Consider the following 15,075-nt stretch of genomic DNA (forward strand, 5'->3'; position numbering starts at 1 on the left):
GGACAATCTCGGCAGCCATAAGTCGGCAACCATCCGTCAATTGATCAAAGCCGCCGGTGCGCGCCTCTGGTTCCTGCCACCCTATTCGCCGGACCTCAATCCGATCGAACAAGCCTTTTCCAAGATCAAGCATTGGATGAGAAATGCACAAAAGCGCACCATCGAAGACACATGGCGTCATATCGGCAGGCTGGTCGAAACCATCCAGCCCGCCGAATGCCAAAACTATTTGGAAAACGCCGGATATGGTTCCGTTAAAAGGTGAAACGCTCTAGACACGGAAACTATCGGCCTGAACGGATCATTTCTCTGATTTTTACCGCTTTTTCAAAGTGATCAAGGGTATGGGTATTGATCCACCACTCTGCAGCTTCCATGAGCAATTCCGGATCCGTGTTCTTGTTGGCAAAGAAAGCATAGAACGAAATACCGACCAGCTCGCCTTTTTTCGCTATCTTCTCATCGCAAATGGCGATGGCTTTTTCTCTCAAGCTCGATCTCATGTTCAGCCAGTCTCGTTCTCGCACAATCTGTTGTTGGCTAATTTGGTGATATTCGCCCTTAAGGGTGAGATATGGGAATCGTAACACCTGCGAATCTCACCGCAACGTGAATTCCTATTGATTGCAGGACTTCTTACATAATAGATGTCAGCGACAATTATTGCAGGATGAAACGAAGTGATACTCCACGCCCCCTTCTATGGGACAGGTTCATGGCTTACCGGCGAGCATTTGCCCGGCTGGCGTAGCATCTGTGCCGTTCTGGGGCTGGCATTCACCGGCTGCATCCCCATGCAGGGGCCGGCCAAGGCACAAGACAGCGGCAAGAAGACCGCCGTTCTGGAGCTCTACACCAGCCAGGGCTGCAAGTCCTGCCCCAAGGCTGACCAGAATTTCGCGAAATATGCCGACGATCCCAATGTTCTGGCGCTGTCGTTCCATGTCAATTACTGGGATTATATGGGATGGCGCGACACGCTTGCCACCCAGGAAAACACCGACCGGCAGAACGCCTATCGCAACTCCTTCAATGCGCGCATGATCTATACGCCGCAAGCCATCATAAATGGTACGACGGAAGTGAACGGTCGCGACAGCGAAGCCGTTCAGGCGCAGATTGCGGCCAACAAGCTGGATGTGCCGGTTTCGATCACACAGCTCGATGATGGGCGCCTGTCCATCGATATCGGTGCAGGCAAGAAGCCGGAAGCGCCGGTGCATGTCGTGCTGTTCTATTTCCGCGATTCCGTGACCATTCCGATCACCGAAGGTGAAAATGCCGGTGAGGCTGTCACCTATCGCAACACTGTCCGCGACACCAATACGATCGGCATGTGGGACGGCAAGCCGCTGAAGATCGAAATCCCTGCGTCGGAACTGAAACGCAAGGATGTTTCAGGCTGTGCGGTGGTGCTGCAGGAAACGCGCGATGACAATTCGCTCGGCCCCATCCATGGCGCGGCCATGTTCAAGCAGAAGAAGCCGATCGGCCTTTGAGCATTCTGCGATCCTCATCGCTCTTGCGCGATTTACAGCAAGAAATGCGTTTCGATCAGATCGAACAGATTCTCATTTTGGGCTGATGTAGCGTCGGGCATCTGGGCGAGTGTTGCAACTTGGTTCAGCGGGGGCTGGAAAAGGTTGGTTCGGCTCGGGCAGTCCTTTGGGCGGGGGGCTTGGGGTCGGACATACCCGAACCGAACCGTCTCAGGCAACGTGTAGATGCTGAAGCCATAATCAGGCTGGAATGCGAAGCTGACAAGGCGAAAATGTGGCCGACAATCACCATTCCAAACAGGCATTCTCTTTTCGTGAATAACTAATATATAGCCCATAATCCCTATTTATTGGGGCTTTCCTTACTAGATAATTGGCGATGAAAACCGGCCTGCGAAAGCCTCCCCTTGAAATTGCTTCACAAAAGCATCACCCTGTTGTCATGCGCCGGTTCGGTTCGCTTCGTCGCCATTGCCGAATATCCAAACCGGTTGCGCGCAGTTTGTTCTTGATCCCGCCCGGTCTTCGGTCCGGCTCTGCAAAAGGCTGAAAGGAACGACATGAATACGTCAAGCGTGGCGAATGAGGATTTGTCATCCCCTTCTCCCTCGTCTGCTTCGCCAAAGGTCGTGACTATCGACCGTGTGCGACCGGCTCCCATCAGTTTCAACCGGCATGAACTCGCCAAAATCCTGAACATTTATGGCCGCATGGTTGCCTCCGGCACGTGGCGTGATTACGCCATTGATCATCTGGCTGACCGTGCGGTGTTTTCCATCTTTCGCCGCGCAAGCGAAGTACCGCTCTTCCGCATTGAGAAGAATCCGAAGCTGGCGCAGAAACAGGGCGCTTACTCGGTCATCGCTGCAAGCGGGCTTATCATGAAGCGCGGCCATGAGCTGGAACGCGTGCTGCGCGTGTTCGACAAGAGCCTCAAGCTCGTCGAAAGCTGATTTCGGCAGCGACTACAGGATCATGAAAGCGGCGGCGTCCCCGGCTCGATTGAACGCCCGCCGTTGAGCGGTAACTGCATCAACACCGTATCCAGCCAGCGTCCATGCTTGAAGCCGGAACCCTCGATACGTCCGCAATGGGTGAAGCCAAGGCTCTCATGCAGCTTGACCGAACCAATATTGTGTTCGCCATCGCCGATGATCGCCAGCAATTGCCGGAACCCCAATGCAGCAATACGGTCGATGAGTTCCCGCAGCAAAAGCTTGCCGATACCCTTTCCCTTCGCGTCCGGGGCGATATAGATCGAATCCTCCGCAAGCCAGCGGTAGGCAGGCCTGACGCGGAAATAACTCGCATAGGCATAGCCCAGAACCTGGCCGTCCTCCTCTGCGACGAGGATCGGAAAGCCCTGCTCTACGAATGCCTCAAAACGCTTCACCATTTCGTCCACTGTAGGCGGCTCGATCTCGTAAGATCCGGCGCCGGTCAGAACGGCTTCCGTATAGATTGTGGTGATCGTTTCGATATCGGCGGGCTGGAAATTACGGATGACGGGCATGGGAGGAACCGGAGTAAAGTGTTTTGATAAGGCTTCTACCATGCATCAGTAATCATATGGACAAAAGCAAAAAGGGCAGCGTTTCCGCTGCCCTTTTGTTCCATCACTCTTCAGTCGACTATTCACGGTTGCCCATGAACTGCAGCAGGAAGGTGAACATGTTGATGAAGTCGAGATAGAGACGCAGCGCGCCCATTACGACCTTGCGGCCATGCGCATCCGAAGAATCACCTTCGTAGTACATTTCCTTGATCGACTGCGTGTCGTAGGCGGTGAGGCCTGCGAAGATCAGAACGCCGATCACCGAGATAGCGAACTGCAGCGCGGTGGAGCCGAGGAAGATGTTGACGACCGATGCCAGGATCAGGCCGAACAGGCCCATGATCAGGAACGAGCCCATGGCGGACAGGTCGCGCTTGGTCGTGTAACCGTAGAGCGACAGCGCGCCAAAGGAAGCAGCCGTCACGAAGAAGGTGCGAACGATGCTCTGGCCGGTGAAGACCAGGAAGATCGACGACAGCGACAGGCCGACGAGAGCTGCATAGCCCCAGAAGACGGCGTTAGCGGTCGAGACCGAAAGACGTTCGATGCGGAAGCTCAGGAAGAACACTGCCGCAAGCGGCGCAAGCATCACGACCCAGCGAAGCGGAGACGTGTAGAGCGCTACACCAAGACCGGTGAGCATCTTGCCGTTGGCGAGCTGGGCGACGGCTGCGGACGGGTCCGTGGTCGTTGCGAGTGCTGCAACGGCAAATGCGGCAAGGCCGGTAACGGCCAAGCCGATAGCCATCATGTTATAGACGCCGAGCATATAGCTGCGCAGGCCCTGATCGATGCCTGCATCAGCGCGAGCGCCGCCTACCGGCCTCTGCTGCGCCTGAATATTGCGAAAGTCAGCCATGACTTAAATCCTCTTGCCATATCCCGTCCGGTGTCGGGGGCGCTCAAAAGGTCGAGCCGCCGCCAGGCGCCGCTGGCGGGACCCCAGCATGCCTGCCTGACATTATGGGGATTTCGGCCTTCGCGTACAAGTACCACCTGTAAAAAAACGTGATGCAGCAGTCTGGAAATGCAAACGCTTTCTCCATACGATCCAATGACTTACGTTTTTCTGCCCGTGACGATTACAAATCGTTCATATCGTCCTGAGTACCTGGGCAGGCTTTTGGCCGAGAACGCGCCATGTCCCGGCCAGGCCGAAACCGACAGTCAGCACCAGCGCGATGGCAACGGTCATCAGCGCGACATCAGGCAGGAAGCTCGCTTTCAGCTTCATGATTTCCACCACGACATACCAGCCCGCCACGCTGCCAGCGACGAGTGCGAAGACCGCAGTTGCAAGCCCGAGCAGCATATATTCAAGCACATAGGCCGTGATCAGCGTGCCGCGCGTGGCGCCCAGCGTCTTCAGCACCACGGCATCGTGGACACGGGCGCGGTTGCCCGCAGCCAGCGCTCCGCCCAGCACCAGAACCGATGCAGCCAGCGCGATGGAAGCCGCAGCGCGAATGGCGGTTGCAAGCTGGCTGATCAGATCATTGGCGACATTGAGCGCATCGGTCACGCTGACCGTCGTGACGGCGGGCCATGTCTTGGTGACCTGCCGCAGCACATCAGGCGCAAGGTTCTTCTGGCTATCGGGAATGGTGAGCGTCGCCAGCCAAGTCGCAGGCGCACCGGCAAAGGTATTGGGCGAAAACACCATGACGAAGTTCATCGCAAGCGTTTCCCACTGAACTTGACGAAAGCTTGCGATCTTCGCGGTGATGTTGCGGCCCAGCACATTGACCGTCACCGTGTCGCCGAGCTTCAGGCCCAGTTCCTTGCCCTCGCGCTCCGCGAAGGACACCAGTGGTTCGCCACTATAGTCGTTCGGCCACCATTCGCCTTCCGTCAGTGTCGAGTTTTCGGGGACTGTATCGGAAAAGGTGATGCCACGGTCGCCACGCAGCACCCAGGCTGCTTCCGGCGGGATGGTCATGTCGCGCACATTGGTGCCGTTGAAGGCAACGATACGCCCCCGCAGCATCGGACCGGAGGTCAATTTGCCATCAGGCACGATGCCGCTGACCAGCTTGGTGAAATCGCCGATGTCACGGTTCTGGATATCGACGAAGAAGAAGTCAGGCGCCTGCGCTGGAATGTTTTCCGTTACCTGGCGACGCAGATTGCCATCGATCAGCGCGATTGCCACCATCAGCGTCAGGCCAAGGCCCAGTGAAAGCACCACAGAGGGCGTGAGCGCGCCGGGTCGATGGATGTTGCCCACTGCGAGCCGGAGCGACGTCGAGCGCACGCGCGGAACCCGGCGGGCAAGCCAGCGGATGCCGTCGGCGACTAGCCGCAGCACGCCGAAAGCCGCAATGGCCGAAACGATGAAGATTGCGGCGATGCGTCGATCATAGGCGACGTAAAGCGCCAGCCCGGCGAGAGCTGCAATCAGCAGAACCGCCAATCCAAGGTAAAGCAGCGGTGGCAGGCCACGCTGCTCAAAACCCTGCTCACGGAAAAGCGCCGTCGCCGGAATATCCCGCGCCCTGCCAAGCGGAATGATGGCAAAAGCAAGCGTGGTAATGAGCCCGAAGACGGCGGCAAGTGCCAGCGCACCGGGGAAGAAACCGCCGCCACCGGCGACCGGCAGATAATTGGCGAGCGCCATGGCAGCGGCATAGGGGATAATCGCCGCCAGTATCAGCCCGAGAACAATGCCTATGAAGCCGATCACCATAATCTGCACGAGATAAACCAACACCGCGAAGCGCGCTGGCGCGCCGAGCGACTTGAAGGTGGCGATCACGCCGCGCTTGCCGTCAAGATAGGCGCGCACTGCATTGGCGACGCCGACACCGCCGACGATCAGGGCTGTCAGGCCCACCAGTGTCAGGAATTGCGAGAAGCGCTCGATATTGGCGCTCAGCGCCGGAGCGGCATTGGTGCGGGAACGGATGTTCCAGCCTGCATCGGGGAAATCGGCAGCGGCCTGCCGCCTGACTTCGGCAATTGCTGCATCCGGCGCACCATCTGTGAGGGCAACCTTGTAGATATGATCGACAAGGCTTCCGGGCTGAATGAGACCGGAAGCGCGCAGGCCATCCAGCGAAACCAGAAAGCGCGGCGCAAAATTGAAACCCGAAGAAAGCAGGTCCGGTTCGCTCTCGATCAGGCCACGCAATTCAAACACTTGCGAACCGAGCAGCACTTTTGCGCCAAGCGACAGGTCCATGCGATTGAGAAAGTCCTGGCTGACGGCAGCACCATAGGTGCCGTCTTTCTCGCCGGTCATATCGGCCAAAGATTGCTGCGGTTGAACCTTCAGTTCGCCATAAAGCGGATAGGCCGCGTCGACAGCCTTCACCTCGACCAGCGACTGGTCGGAACCATCGGGCATGCGCGCCATGGAGCGCATGGTGGCGCTTTCCGCCATTCTGCCCTGTTTTGCGATGAAGGCGCGCTCTTCCGCCGTTGCTTCCCGCTGATTGAGCGCGAAGCTGACATCACCGCCCAGAATGCTCTGGCCTTCCGATGCAATGCCGGTGCTGACCGACCGCGCCACCGAGTTGACGCCGCCGATGGCGGCAACGCCAAGCGCGATACAGGCGAGGAAAATATAGAAACCGGACAGGCCGCCGCGCATTTCACGCAGCGCAAAGCGGAGAGCAAGCGAGAACGACTTTGCAGCACTCATGCGCCAGCTGCCAGCGATTCGAGAACGGAGCCGCCCTGTGCAGGCTCTTCGATCCGGCCCGAGCGCACCGGAATTTCGATGTCGCAGCGCGCCGCAAGCGCCGGGTCATGCGTGACGAGCACCATGGTGAGGCCGTTTTCGCGCTGCTTGGCGAACAGAAGATCAGCAATCTGGCGCCCCGTCGTGGTATCGAGATTGCCGGTCGGCTCATCCGCGATCAGGATTTTCGGGCTTGGCGCAAGAGCACGGGCAATCGCAACGCGCTGCTGTTCACCGCCGGAAAGCTCCGATGGATAATGGGTGAGGCGCTCGCCAAGGCCGACGGCGCGCAATTCGCGTTCCGCCACCTCGAAAGCATCGCGACGCCCGGCAAGCTCCAATGGCACGGCGACATTTTCAAGCGCGGTCATGTTGGGAATGAGGTGGAAGGACTGGAACACGATGCCGATATTGGCGCCACGGAAAGCGGCGGCCTGATCTTCGCTCATCTGGCTGATCGTCTCACCGGCAATCTTCACAGTTCCGTTATCAACATGCTCCAGACCTGCCAGAACCATCAGCAGCGTGGACTTGCCGGAACCGGACGGTCCGACGATGCCAACCGACTGTCCTTGCGATATATGAAGGGAAACGCCCTTCAGCACATGCACCGATGAGGCGGCGTGACCAAGGGTTAGATGAACGTTCTCAAGTTCGATAATCGGGCCAACAACCTGTTCCGTCACGCGGTTTTTATCCTATATGAATCTTTAGAACCAAACAGCGCGCCACAAATTTGAACTTATGTTGCGCCAATTATTGAAGAGAAGTCCGGCGGGCCATTTGCCCACAGCCCCTCAAATATGGGTTTTCGACGATGCGTTTCAAACTCTCAATTCCGGCATGGCTCCCGATTTTTGCGATGATGGCGTCTTTTATGGCGGCAAGCCCCATCATTGCGGCAAGCGCGCAGGAAGATCCGACCGGCCTCGAAGACGCACTGCCGACCGAGCAGCTTTCACAGGTCAAGATCGTCGGTTTCGGCGACAGCCTCATGGCGGGCTATCTGCTGCCGGCCAATGCCGCCTTTCCGCAGCAGCTTGAAAAGGCACTCAACGACAAGGGTGTCGAGGTTTCGATCGAGAATGCGGGCGTGTCGGGTGACACGACCACGGGCGGGCTTTCGCGCATCGACTGGTCCGTTCCCGATGGCACCGATCTGGTCATCCTTGAACTGGGAGCGAATGACGCGCTGCGCGGCATCGAACCCGACATTACCGAAAAGAACCTCGATGAGATGCTGGCGCGCCTGAAGCAGCGCGGCATTTCGGTCATTCTTGCCGGCATGATGGCCCCGCCCAACATGGGCAAGGACTATGCCGCCAAGTTCAACCCGATCTATCCGAAGCTGGCACAGAAATATGGCGTGCCGCTCTACCCGTTTTTCCTCGACGGTGTAGCAACCAAGAAGGACTTTCTGCTCGAGGACGGAATGCACCCCAATGAAAAGGGCGTCGAAACGATGGTGTCTAACTTTATGCCCACTATCGAAAAGAGCCTGACAGATATGCAAAACAAGGGGACATCGGGAGGCTGACGCCGGTCGGGAGCATAAACAGCTTGCTCCCGGACTCAAACTTTGATTCGCTGCAGTTGCATCAACTTAACCGAATCAATTCGGCAGGTACGATGCACTGACTCTCTAGGCTAGAGTGTCCTTTATGCATCCTTTGGATGCCCGGCGCTCTGGCATGGAACGCTTCGAGGAGGATGCCTTATGCCGCGTCTTTTCACTGCCCTCGAAATCCCGCGCGACGCCGCGCTTTCGCTCTCGTTGTTGCGAGGCGGTCTTCCCGGCGCACGCTGGATTGATGTCGAAAACTACCACATAACGCTGCGTTTTATCGGAGATGTGGAAGGCCACGTGGCCGACGAGGTTGCCAATGCGCTTGATCGCGTGCGGCGGCCGGAATTCATGCTCAACCTGTCGGGTGTCAATGCTTTCGGTTCCAAAAAGCCGCACAGCATCTATGCGGGTGTATCCCCCTCGCCTGAGCTCAACGCATTGCAGGCGGAAATCGAACGGATCTGCCGGCGACTTCACATTCCCGCCGACCCGCGCAAATTCACGCCCCATGTGACACTGGCGCGGCTGAGAAATCCCCGCATCGAGGATGTGGTGCGCTATCTCTCCTCACGTGGCAACTTCGCGACGCTGCCCTTCAAGGTGGGACGGTTCGTGCTGATGTCGTCGCGCGATTCCGTCGGTGGCGGGCCTTATATCGTGGAGGAAGCCTGGCCTTTGGTTGCCCGTTCCGGCCAGAACTGGTCGGCAAGCGCGATGGAGGCTGCCAGAACCATCCGGTAAACCTTTTCGAAGTCCCCGGTCCCGCCATAATAGGGATCGGGGACTTCAACCGCCCGCCCTTCGGCAATCTCGGTGAAAAGCCCGATATGCGCGCTTGCATTTGCGGGCCTGCGCTCAGCGATCATCCGCATATTGTAACGGTCCATCCCAAGGATCAGGTCAAAACGGCTGAAATCACCGGCGATGAGCTGGCGGCAGCGCTGTGCGGAAATATCGAGACCATGATGCGCTGCAACGCTGATGGAGCGCTCGTCCGGCTCCTCGCCGGTATGATAGCCATTGGTTCCGGCAGAATCGACCAGCACATGGCGGATGCCCCGCTTTTCCAGCACATGCCCCATCACGCCTTCGGCAAGCGGAGAACGGCAGATATTGCCTGCGCAAACGAAAAGAATGCTGGTCGGGGCTTGTGCGGCTACGGATACGATCACGGAACTCTCGCGCTCATGATAAGTTAGTTCAGGAACCGCAACATAGGCGAAAGACGATGGCACGCAACCGGCTGACAGAAAATGAACTGAACGAAGCGCTCACTGAACTGGATGGCTGGCAGAAGGTCGACGGACGCGAGGCGATTGCCAAGAGCTTCAAGTTCAAGGATTTCAATGCCGCCTTTGGCTTCATGACGCGCGCAGCGCTCCATGCGGAAAAGCTCGATCATCACCCCGAATGGTTCAATGTCTACAACCGCGTCGATGTTACGCTCGCCACCCATAGCGAGAACGGCATTACGGAACTCGACATCAAGCTTGCGCGCAAGATGAATGCGATAGCCTGAATTTAGAGCTTTGAAATATAGACGTAAATCTTCCGGCGATCATAATTGAAGCTGCCATCTGGATTGCGGCTGGAATAGGGTAGAACGCGGGTAAGATTGATGCGATCCTGCCAGTTCTGCCCGAGTTTGCCGCCATGGACGCCGCGGATATGGACATCGCCAAGCGAAATGGCGGCATGGAAAATATGTCCCGCCTGAACATCATAGAAGCCGATTGCTCTGCCGAAGGGCAGCGCCGAATAACCGTTCCATTGTTCGCCCGCCCTGAAATTCAGGATCGGTATCCAGTTCTGGCTGGATGTGCCGCGCAAAGTGTTGAGCGAAATTCCGGCTCCGAAGAGAATCCGCAGATAGACGGCGGCATCGTAGCATCCCGCCTCCGACAGATCGACGGTGATGTAATTATCTTCGCTTCCAGCAGCCAGTAGCTGGTTGCCGCGAAACAGCCGTGTTGAACGGTCGCTGCGGATGAAATTTTCCCCATAGCCGGTCAAATGCATCAAAACCTCCATTCGTTCGGCATCGCTCCAGCGCGGTCCAAGCCGTTTGGTGAGCAATCCGGTCGAATCTGTATTTTGGGGATTTGACGGGGGCGTTGTAGCTGATGGTTCTTGCAGGATAGGACTACGGGGAAATCGAACTGGCCTTGCAAGAGCGATACAAACTCCCCATTTTTTACCGGTCAGAACCCGCATTCGACGATTGGAATCGGGACGACAGGAGTTGAACGAGAATGGATAACATCAGAATCGGTGAAATCCTCGAACCCGGCAGCGAGAGCGAATTCAAGAAGCGCAGCGAACGGGTGAAGAACGGATTCTGGAAGGCCGCGCGCCGCGCCGGTCGCATGGTGCCATTCATGGATGAGGTGGTGGCAGCCTATTACTGCGCGCTCGACCAGAGGACCCCAACCCGTGTGCGCATGACCCTGATGGCGGCGCTCGCCTATTTCGTCCTGCCCTTCGACGCCATTCCCGATATTCTGGCCGGTATCGGCTTCACAGATGACGTTGCTGTGCTGATGGCAGCGCTGACAGCCGTTCGTGCCCATATCACACCGGCGCACCGGCTGGCCGCGCGACAGGCACTTGAGGATGAGGGAGCAAGGGAATAGCGGCGGCTGATCACAGCTATGTGATTCTGGCTACTTTGCTTCAATTGCCCCCGCTTTTTTCCTTATTTCCCTAGTTCCGACATCCTATTCCCCTTCAACATATTGCCTTAATCCCCTGCTGCCTTATTGCCTTATCCCCACGAACACACTCTCGCCGCTTTCTTTTAATTCAAGTGGAGCCAAGGGATGGCGGGGCGACTTAGCTGCTCATTCAAGTTTTCTTTCGAAACTTCACCGTTTGGTAACCCAGATTAAGGCAATTTAATCGGCAACTGAGCGGGACGGCGTGATGAACGGCGGCATCCCGATATTCAAGTTTGAAGCAAACGAAAGAGAACCGGTAAAAACCAATGCTTGGAAAATCGATCGTCGCGGCTTCTGTGTTCATGATTGGGATGGCGGGTTCGGCACTCGCCCAGACCCCGAGCCAGATCAGCCAGTTCAATGCCTGGGGCGCCTACAGCTATCAGTCGGGCAACGGCAAGGTCTGCTATGTCCTCTCCGTACCGACCCAGAAGGCTCCGGCCAATGTCGATCACGGTGACAACTTCTTCCTCGTGAGCCAGAAGCCCGGCCAGAACATCTCGTTCGAACCGCAATTCATGGCCGGTTACGACCTCAATACCAATGCCAAGGTCGTCGTCTCCATCGGCAACCGCAACTTCAACATGTTCGTCAACGGCAAGTCCGGCTGGATGGAAAATGCAGCGGAAGAGCCGCAGCTCATCGCAGCCATGCGCGGCGGTTCGGAAATGAAGGTGCAGGCACAGTCGAAGCGCGGCACCAAGACCAACTATACCTATTCGCTGAAGGGTATTTCGGATGCGCTGAAAGCCATCCAGAAGTGCAAGTAATCCTCGCGATCGGACAACTTTCAAAGCCGGGCTTGCGCCCGGCTTTTTCTTTTGCAGCCTTGCTCCCCGCCGTCATGCATAGCAGACCGGATTTCATGTGGCCGGATTTCATGTGGGATGACGAATGCGATATTGTGTGCTAAGAGCGCGCGCAACAGGGGTCGCAAAGCCAAGTGACGGACCCTATTTATCCATGCATTCGGGCCAGATTATCTGGCGAAGCTTATCGACGCGCTTCAGCCGTCGTCTCCAACAGTTGAAAACAGATGTCCATTTCGTTCGACCTTACCATTGATGATACGCGCGACCAGCTTGCCCGCCATGCGCGCGCCAGCCTGGAGGCAAAGCCGTCGCTCATCGGCATGTCGCGCGAGGAAATGGCCGAAGCGCTGATCAAGGCCGGTGTGCCCGAGCGTCAGGTGAAGATGCGCATCAGCCAGCTCTGGCATTGGCTCTATGTGCGCGGCGTTTCCGATTTCGCCGACATGCGCAATATTTCCAAGGATTTGCGCGCCATGCTGGCGCAGCATTTCACCATTGCGCGGCCTGAAGTGGTCGAAGAACAGATTTCGCAGGACGGCACCCGCAAATGGCTGTTCCGTTTTCCGCCGCGCGGCGCAGGCCGTCCGGTCGAAATCGAAAGCGTCTACATTCCCGAAGAAGGCCGTGGCACGCTCTGCGTTTCCTCTCAGGTCGGCTGCACGCTGACCTGCTCGTTTTGCCATACCGGCACGCAGAAGCTGGTGCGCAATCTGACCTCTGAAGAAATTCTGGCGCAGCTTTTGACCGCCCGCGACCGGCTCGGCGATTTCCCGGACAAGGATACGCCCGACGGCGCCATGGTTCCCGCCGAAGGTCGCAAGATCACCAATATCGTGATGATGGGCATGGGCGAGCCGCTCTATAATTTCGAGGAAGTGAAGAAGGCTCTGCTGATCGCCTCCGATGGCGACGGCCTGTCTCTCTCCAAGCGCCGCATCACGCTTTCGACCTCCGGCGTCGTGCCGGAAATCTATCGCACCGGTGACGAGATCGGCGTCATGCTCGCCATTTCGCTGCATGCCGTGCGCGACGAACTGCGTGACATTCTGGTGCCGATCAACAAGAAGTATCCGCTAGAACAGCTCATCAAGGCCTGCCGCGAATATCCGGGCCTGTCCAACGCCAAGCGCATCACCTTCGAATATGTGATGCTGAAGGACATCAATGACAGCCTTGAGGATGCCAAGCTGCTGGTGAAGCTTTTGCAGGGCATTCCGGCCAAGATCAATCTGATCCCGTTCAACCCGTGGCCTGGCACCAATTACCAGTGTTCGGAATGGGAGCAGATCGAGAAATTTGCCGATTATGTGAACGCAGCTGGCTATGCATCGCCGATCCGCACCCCGCGCGGTCGCGACATTCTCGCGGCCTGCGGCCAGCTTAAGTCGGAATCGGAGCGCATGCGCAAGAGCGAGCGCCTTGCACTCGAAGCCATGATGATTGCCGGGCATGGTGAATAACGGGGTGAATAAACCGATGGGTGAGCGCGCTTGAACGATACTTTCGATTACATAACGCGCTTCGCCATCGTGGTATTCGGCTATTGCTGCGGTGTATTGACGGCAGGCTGGTTTCTCGCCGCCATCCTTTTCCGCACCCTCGGGATCGATTCCTTCATGAATGATTTCGTCATGATGGCAAGCGATGCGGATGCCGGTTCGCTCTTTGCAGCCACCAGCTTCTGGAGCGCCGTCTTCGTTGGCGGTTTTGCCATTGCAGCCATGGCTGGCGGATTCAGCTTTGTGCCCGCACTCATCCTCATCATTCTGGCTGAAGCGCGCGGTTACAAATCGTCCCTGTTCTATTGCGTTGCGGGCGCCCTGATCGGGCTTGCCGCCGCAGGCGCATCGCTTCCATTCAGCGATGGCCGGAGCGTGCCGGAAAGCTCGCTCTGGATCGCAGCCATTGCAGGTGCCGGCGTCGTCGGCAGCTTCGTCTACTGGCTGCTGGCAGGGCGCAATGCCGGACGGCTTTTATCCCGGCCGGCTGAATAAGGATTTACTTTGCCTGTGCTGTGATGATCTTCAGCGCGAAGGCCGAGAATACGCCCGCAAACATCCAGTCCACGATGCGCGTCACGGTCGGGTTCTTTTTCAGGAGCCCGGCGAAACGATCTGCCGCCACGACCATCGGAATGGTGAAGGGCAGCGCCATCGGAATGAACGACAGGCCGAGGAAGAACAATTTACCCATGGCATGCGGGTCATGCGCGGAGACGAACTGCGGCAGGAAAGTCATGTTGAACAGGATGATCTTCGGGTTCAGAAGGTTGATGCCAAGACCGGTCAGCCAGTTCTGGAACAGCGTATGCTTCTTGCCGCCATTCTTTTCCGGCGAGAAGGCCGATCCCTTGCGGATCGCCTGTACGGCCAGCCAGACCAGATAGCCCGCGCCCACCACTTTCAGCGCCGTAAAGGCTGCGGGAGACGCCAGAATCAGCGCCGAAAGGCCGAGCGCCACCATGGTTGTGTGAATGACGATGCCGGTGCTGGCGCCAGCCATGCAGGCAAAACCTGCGGCCTTGCCTTCGGACAGGGCGCGCCCGACGAAAAGCGTCATGTCGGGGCCGGGCGTGATGGAAAGGATCGCGGTTGCTATCGCGAACTGGACAAAAATCGTCCATTCGGGAATGAAGGTCAGGTTTGTCAGAAAAGACATCGAAATGTGCTCCAGGAGATGGCGCACGCTAGAATAATTTCCGGGCAAATGAAACAGTGGAATGGAGACAGAAATGCTGCTGATCGTGGGGACCGTCCGCCTGCCGCCGGAAAACCTCGCCAAAGCGCGTGAAGCCATGCAGCGCATGATCTCCGCCAGTCGGGCGGAGGATGGCTGTGTGGACTATGGCTATGCCGCAGATATTCTCGAACCGGGTCTCATCCATGTGAAGGAGATGTGGCGCGACCGTGCTTCGCTCGACCGGCATTTTGCCTCCGCCCATATTGCCGAATGGCGTGCGGCCTGGCCTGGGCTTGGTATTGGCGACCGCAATCTCGTTGTTTATGAAGTTGGCGAACCACAGATCACGTAATACCAAAACTCGATGAGTTTGACTCATCGAGTTTTGGTTAAGCCCGTGCGGCGACTGAGCATTTTCAGGGCGTGATGCGTTAGCATCTCAGCGCCCTGGTATAATCCGCATGAGTTTTCGCGATAAGTCTCGGCTTGCACGCGGCTTGGCAACTGCTAAAAGAACTACGGACAAATTTTGGGCGCCGCTCTGGAGCGCCTGATGAGACGGAA

The 15,075-nt window shown here is 57.3% G+C and carries 19 protein-coding genes; 11 read left to right on the forward strand and 8 right to left on the reverse strand.

Annotation, left to right across the window (positions count from 1 at the left end; translation table 11 throughout):
• On the forward strand, positions 1-265 hold a 265-nt coding region (locus tag AAE521_RS13845), incomplete at its 5' end, for a transposase (RefSeq protein ID WP_342061607.1).
• A gap of 19 nt (positions 266-284) precedes the next feature.
• Here the strand turns inward: AAE521_RS13845 and AAE521_RS13850 are convergent.
• Positions 285-503 carry a DUF6500 family protein gene (locus AAE521_RS13850; RefSeq protein ID WP_342061608.1) on the reverse strand — a complete coding sequence of 73 codons (219 nt, stop codon included), beginning with the start codon at positions 501-503 and terminating at the stop codon, positions 285-287.
• Positions 504-764: 261 nt separating this feature from the next.
• Between AAE521_RS13850 and AAE521_RS13855 the strand changes: the two genes are divergently transcribed.
• Together AAE521_RS13855 and AAE521_RS13860 are read left to right on the forward strand one after the other, a co-directional pair.
• A complete protein-coding gene (locus tag AAE521_RS13855; protein WP_342061707.1) occupies positions 765-1,499 on the forward strand; it encodes a DUF1223 domain-containing protein in 735 nt (244 codons plus the stop codon).
• A gap of 560 nt (positions 1,500-2,059) precedes the next feature.
• Entirely contained in the window at positions 2,060-2,452 is a 393-nt protein-coding gene (locus AAE521_RS13860; protein ID WP_342061609.1) for a DUF2794 domain-containing protein, read from the forward strand.
• Between the two features lie 20 nt (positions 2,453-2,472).
• On the opposite strand, the gene AAE521_RS13865 is transcribed toward AAE521_RS13860, so the two are convergent.
• The 4 genes from AAE521_RS13865 to AAE521_RS13880 all read right to left on the reverse strand — a co-directional run bounded on the left by AAE521_RS13865 (position 2,473) and on the right by AAE521_RS13880 (position 7,422).
• Complete coding sequence (locus AAE521_RS13865; RefSeq protein WP_071632870.1) at positions 2,473-3,012, reverse strand: GNAT family N-acetyltransferase; 540 nt, start codon at positions 3,010-3,012, stop codon at positions 2,473-2,475.
• A gap of 118 nt (positions 3,013-3,130) precedes the next feature.
• On the reverse strand, positions 3,131-3,913 hold the full coding sequence (locus tag AAE521_RS13870) for a Bax inhibitor-1/YccA family protein (protein WP_011982324.1): 783 nt from the start codon (positions 3,911-3,913) through the stop codon (positions 3,131-3,133).
• A gap of 234 nt (positions 3,914-4,147) precedes the next feature.
• Complete coding sequence (locus tag AAE521_RS13875) at positions 4,148-6,697, reverse strand: ABC transporter permease (protein ID WP_342061610.1); 2,550 nt, start codon at positions 6,695-6,697, stop codon at positions 4,148-4,150.
• Complete coding sequence (locus AAE521_RS13880) at positions 6,694-7,422, reverse strand: ABC transporter ATP-binding protein (protein ID WP_011982322.1); 729 nt, start codon at positions 7,420-7,422, stop codon at positions 6,694-6,696. The genes AAE521_RS13875 and AAE521_RS13880 overlap by 4 nt, the downstream gene beginning before the upstream one ends.
• A 131-nt stretch (positions 7,423-7,553) precedes the next feature.
• On the opposite strand from AAE521_RS13880, the gene AAE521_RS13885 reads away from it, so the two are divergent.
• Both AAE521_RS13885 and thpR read left to right on the forward strand, forming a co-directional pair.
• Positions 7,554-8,273, forward strand: coding sequence for an arylesterase (locus AAE521_RS13885; protein ID WP_071632868.1), 720 nt, complete (start codon positions 7,554-7,556; stop codon positions 8,271-8,273).
• Between the two features lie 180 nt (positions 8,274-8,453).
• A complete protein-coding gene (gene thpR, locus AAE521_RS13890) occupies positions 8,454-9,044 on the forward strand; it encodes an RNA 2',3'-cyclic phosphodiesterase (protein ID WP_010657900.1) in 591 nt (196 codons plus the stop codon).
• On the opposite strand, the gene AAE521_RS13895 is transcribed toward thpR, so the two are convergent.
• A complete protein-coding gene (locus AAE521_RS13895; RefSeq protein WP_143132808.1) occupies positions 8,954-9,475 on the reverse strand; it encodes a low molecular weight protein-tyrosine-phosphatase in 522 nt (173 codons plus the stop codon). The two genes, thpR and AAE521_RS13895, sit on opposite strands and share 91 nt — an antisense overlap.
• Positions 9,476-9,531: 56 nt before the next feature.
• Here AAE521_RS13895 and AAE521_RS13900 point away from each other — a divergent pair, with 56 nt between their 5' ends.
• Positions 9,532-9,822: a 4a-hydroxytetrahydrobiopterin dehydratase gene (locus AAE521_RS13900; protein ID WP_010657898.1), complete on the forward strand. Its 291-nt coding sequence runs from the start codon at positions 9,532-9,534 to the stop codon at positions 9,820-9,822.
• A gap of 2 nt (positions 9,823-9,824) precedes the next feature.
• Here AAE521_RS13900 and AAE521_RS13905 read toward each other — a convergent pair whose 3' ends face one another.
• Positions 9,825-10,322, reverse strand: a complete 498-nt coding sequence (locus AAE521_RS13905; RefSeq protein ID WP_342061611.1) for a hypothetical protein — start codon at positions 10,320-10,322, stop codon at positions 9,825-9,827.
• Positions 10,323-10,555: 233 nt separating this feature from the next.
• On the opposite strand from AAE521_RS13905, the gene AAE521_RS13910 reads away from it, so the two are divergent.
• From AAE521_RS13910 to AAE521_RS13925, 4 genes are all read left to right on the forward strand, one after another.
• Positions 10,556-10,936 carry a YkvA family protein gene (locus tag AAE521_RS13910; RefSeq protein ID WP_342061612.1) on the forward strand — a complete coding sequence of 127 codons (381 nt, stop codon included), beginning with the start codon at positions 10,556-10,558 and terminating at the stop codon, positions 10,934-10,936.
• A 350-nt stretch (positions 10,937-11,286) separates the two neighbouring features.
• Entirely contained in the window at positions 11,287-11,790 is a 504-nt protein-coding gene (locus tag AAE521_RS13915) for an invasion associated locus B family protein (protein ID WP_010657895.1), read from the forward strand.
• A gap of 266 nt (positions 11,791-12,056) precedes the next feature.
• On the forward strand, positions 12,057-13,292 hold the full coding sequence (gene rlmN, locus AAE521_RS13920) for a dual-specificity RNA methyltransferase RlmN (RefSeq protein ID WP_011982317.1): 1,236 nt from the start codon (positions 12,057-12,059) through the stop codon (positions 13,290-13,292).
• A gap of 30 nt (positions 13,293-13,322) precedes the next feature.
• Positions 13,323-13,826 carry a hypothetical protein gene (locus AAE521_RS13925; RefSeq protein WP_071632866.1) on the forward strand — a complete coding sequence of 168 codons (504 nt, stop codon included), beginning with the start codon at positions 13,323-13,325 and terminating at the stop codon, positions 13,824-13,826.
• Positions 13,827-13,830: 4 nt separating this feature from the next.
• Here the strand turns inward: AAE521_RS13925 and AAE521_RS13930 are convergent, their stop codons facing one another.
• Positions 13,831-14,490, reverse strand: coding sequence for a LysE family translocator (locus AAE521_RS13930; RefSeq protein WP_010657892.1), 660 nt, complete (start codon positions 14,488-14,490; stop codon positions 13,831-13,833).
• Between the two features lie 73 nt (positions 14,491-14,563).
• On the opposite strand from AAE521_RS13930, the gene AAE521_RS13935 reads away from it, so the two are divergent.
• On the forward strand, positions 14,564-14,863 hold the full coding sequence (locus tag AAE521_RS13935) for a putative quinol monooxygenase (RefSeq protein ID WP_342061613.1): 300 nt from the start codon (positions 14,564-14,566) through the stop codon (positions 14,861-14,863).
• The last annotated feature ends 212 nt before the right edge of the window (positions 14,864-15,075 follow it).

Origin of the sequence: Brucella cytisi (genome assembly GCF_038433355.1) — a bacterium.
Classification (GTDB): domain Bacteria; phylum Pseudomonadota; class Alphaproteobacteria; order Rhizobiales; family Rhizobiaceae; genus Brucella; species Brucella cytisi.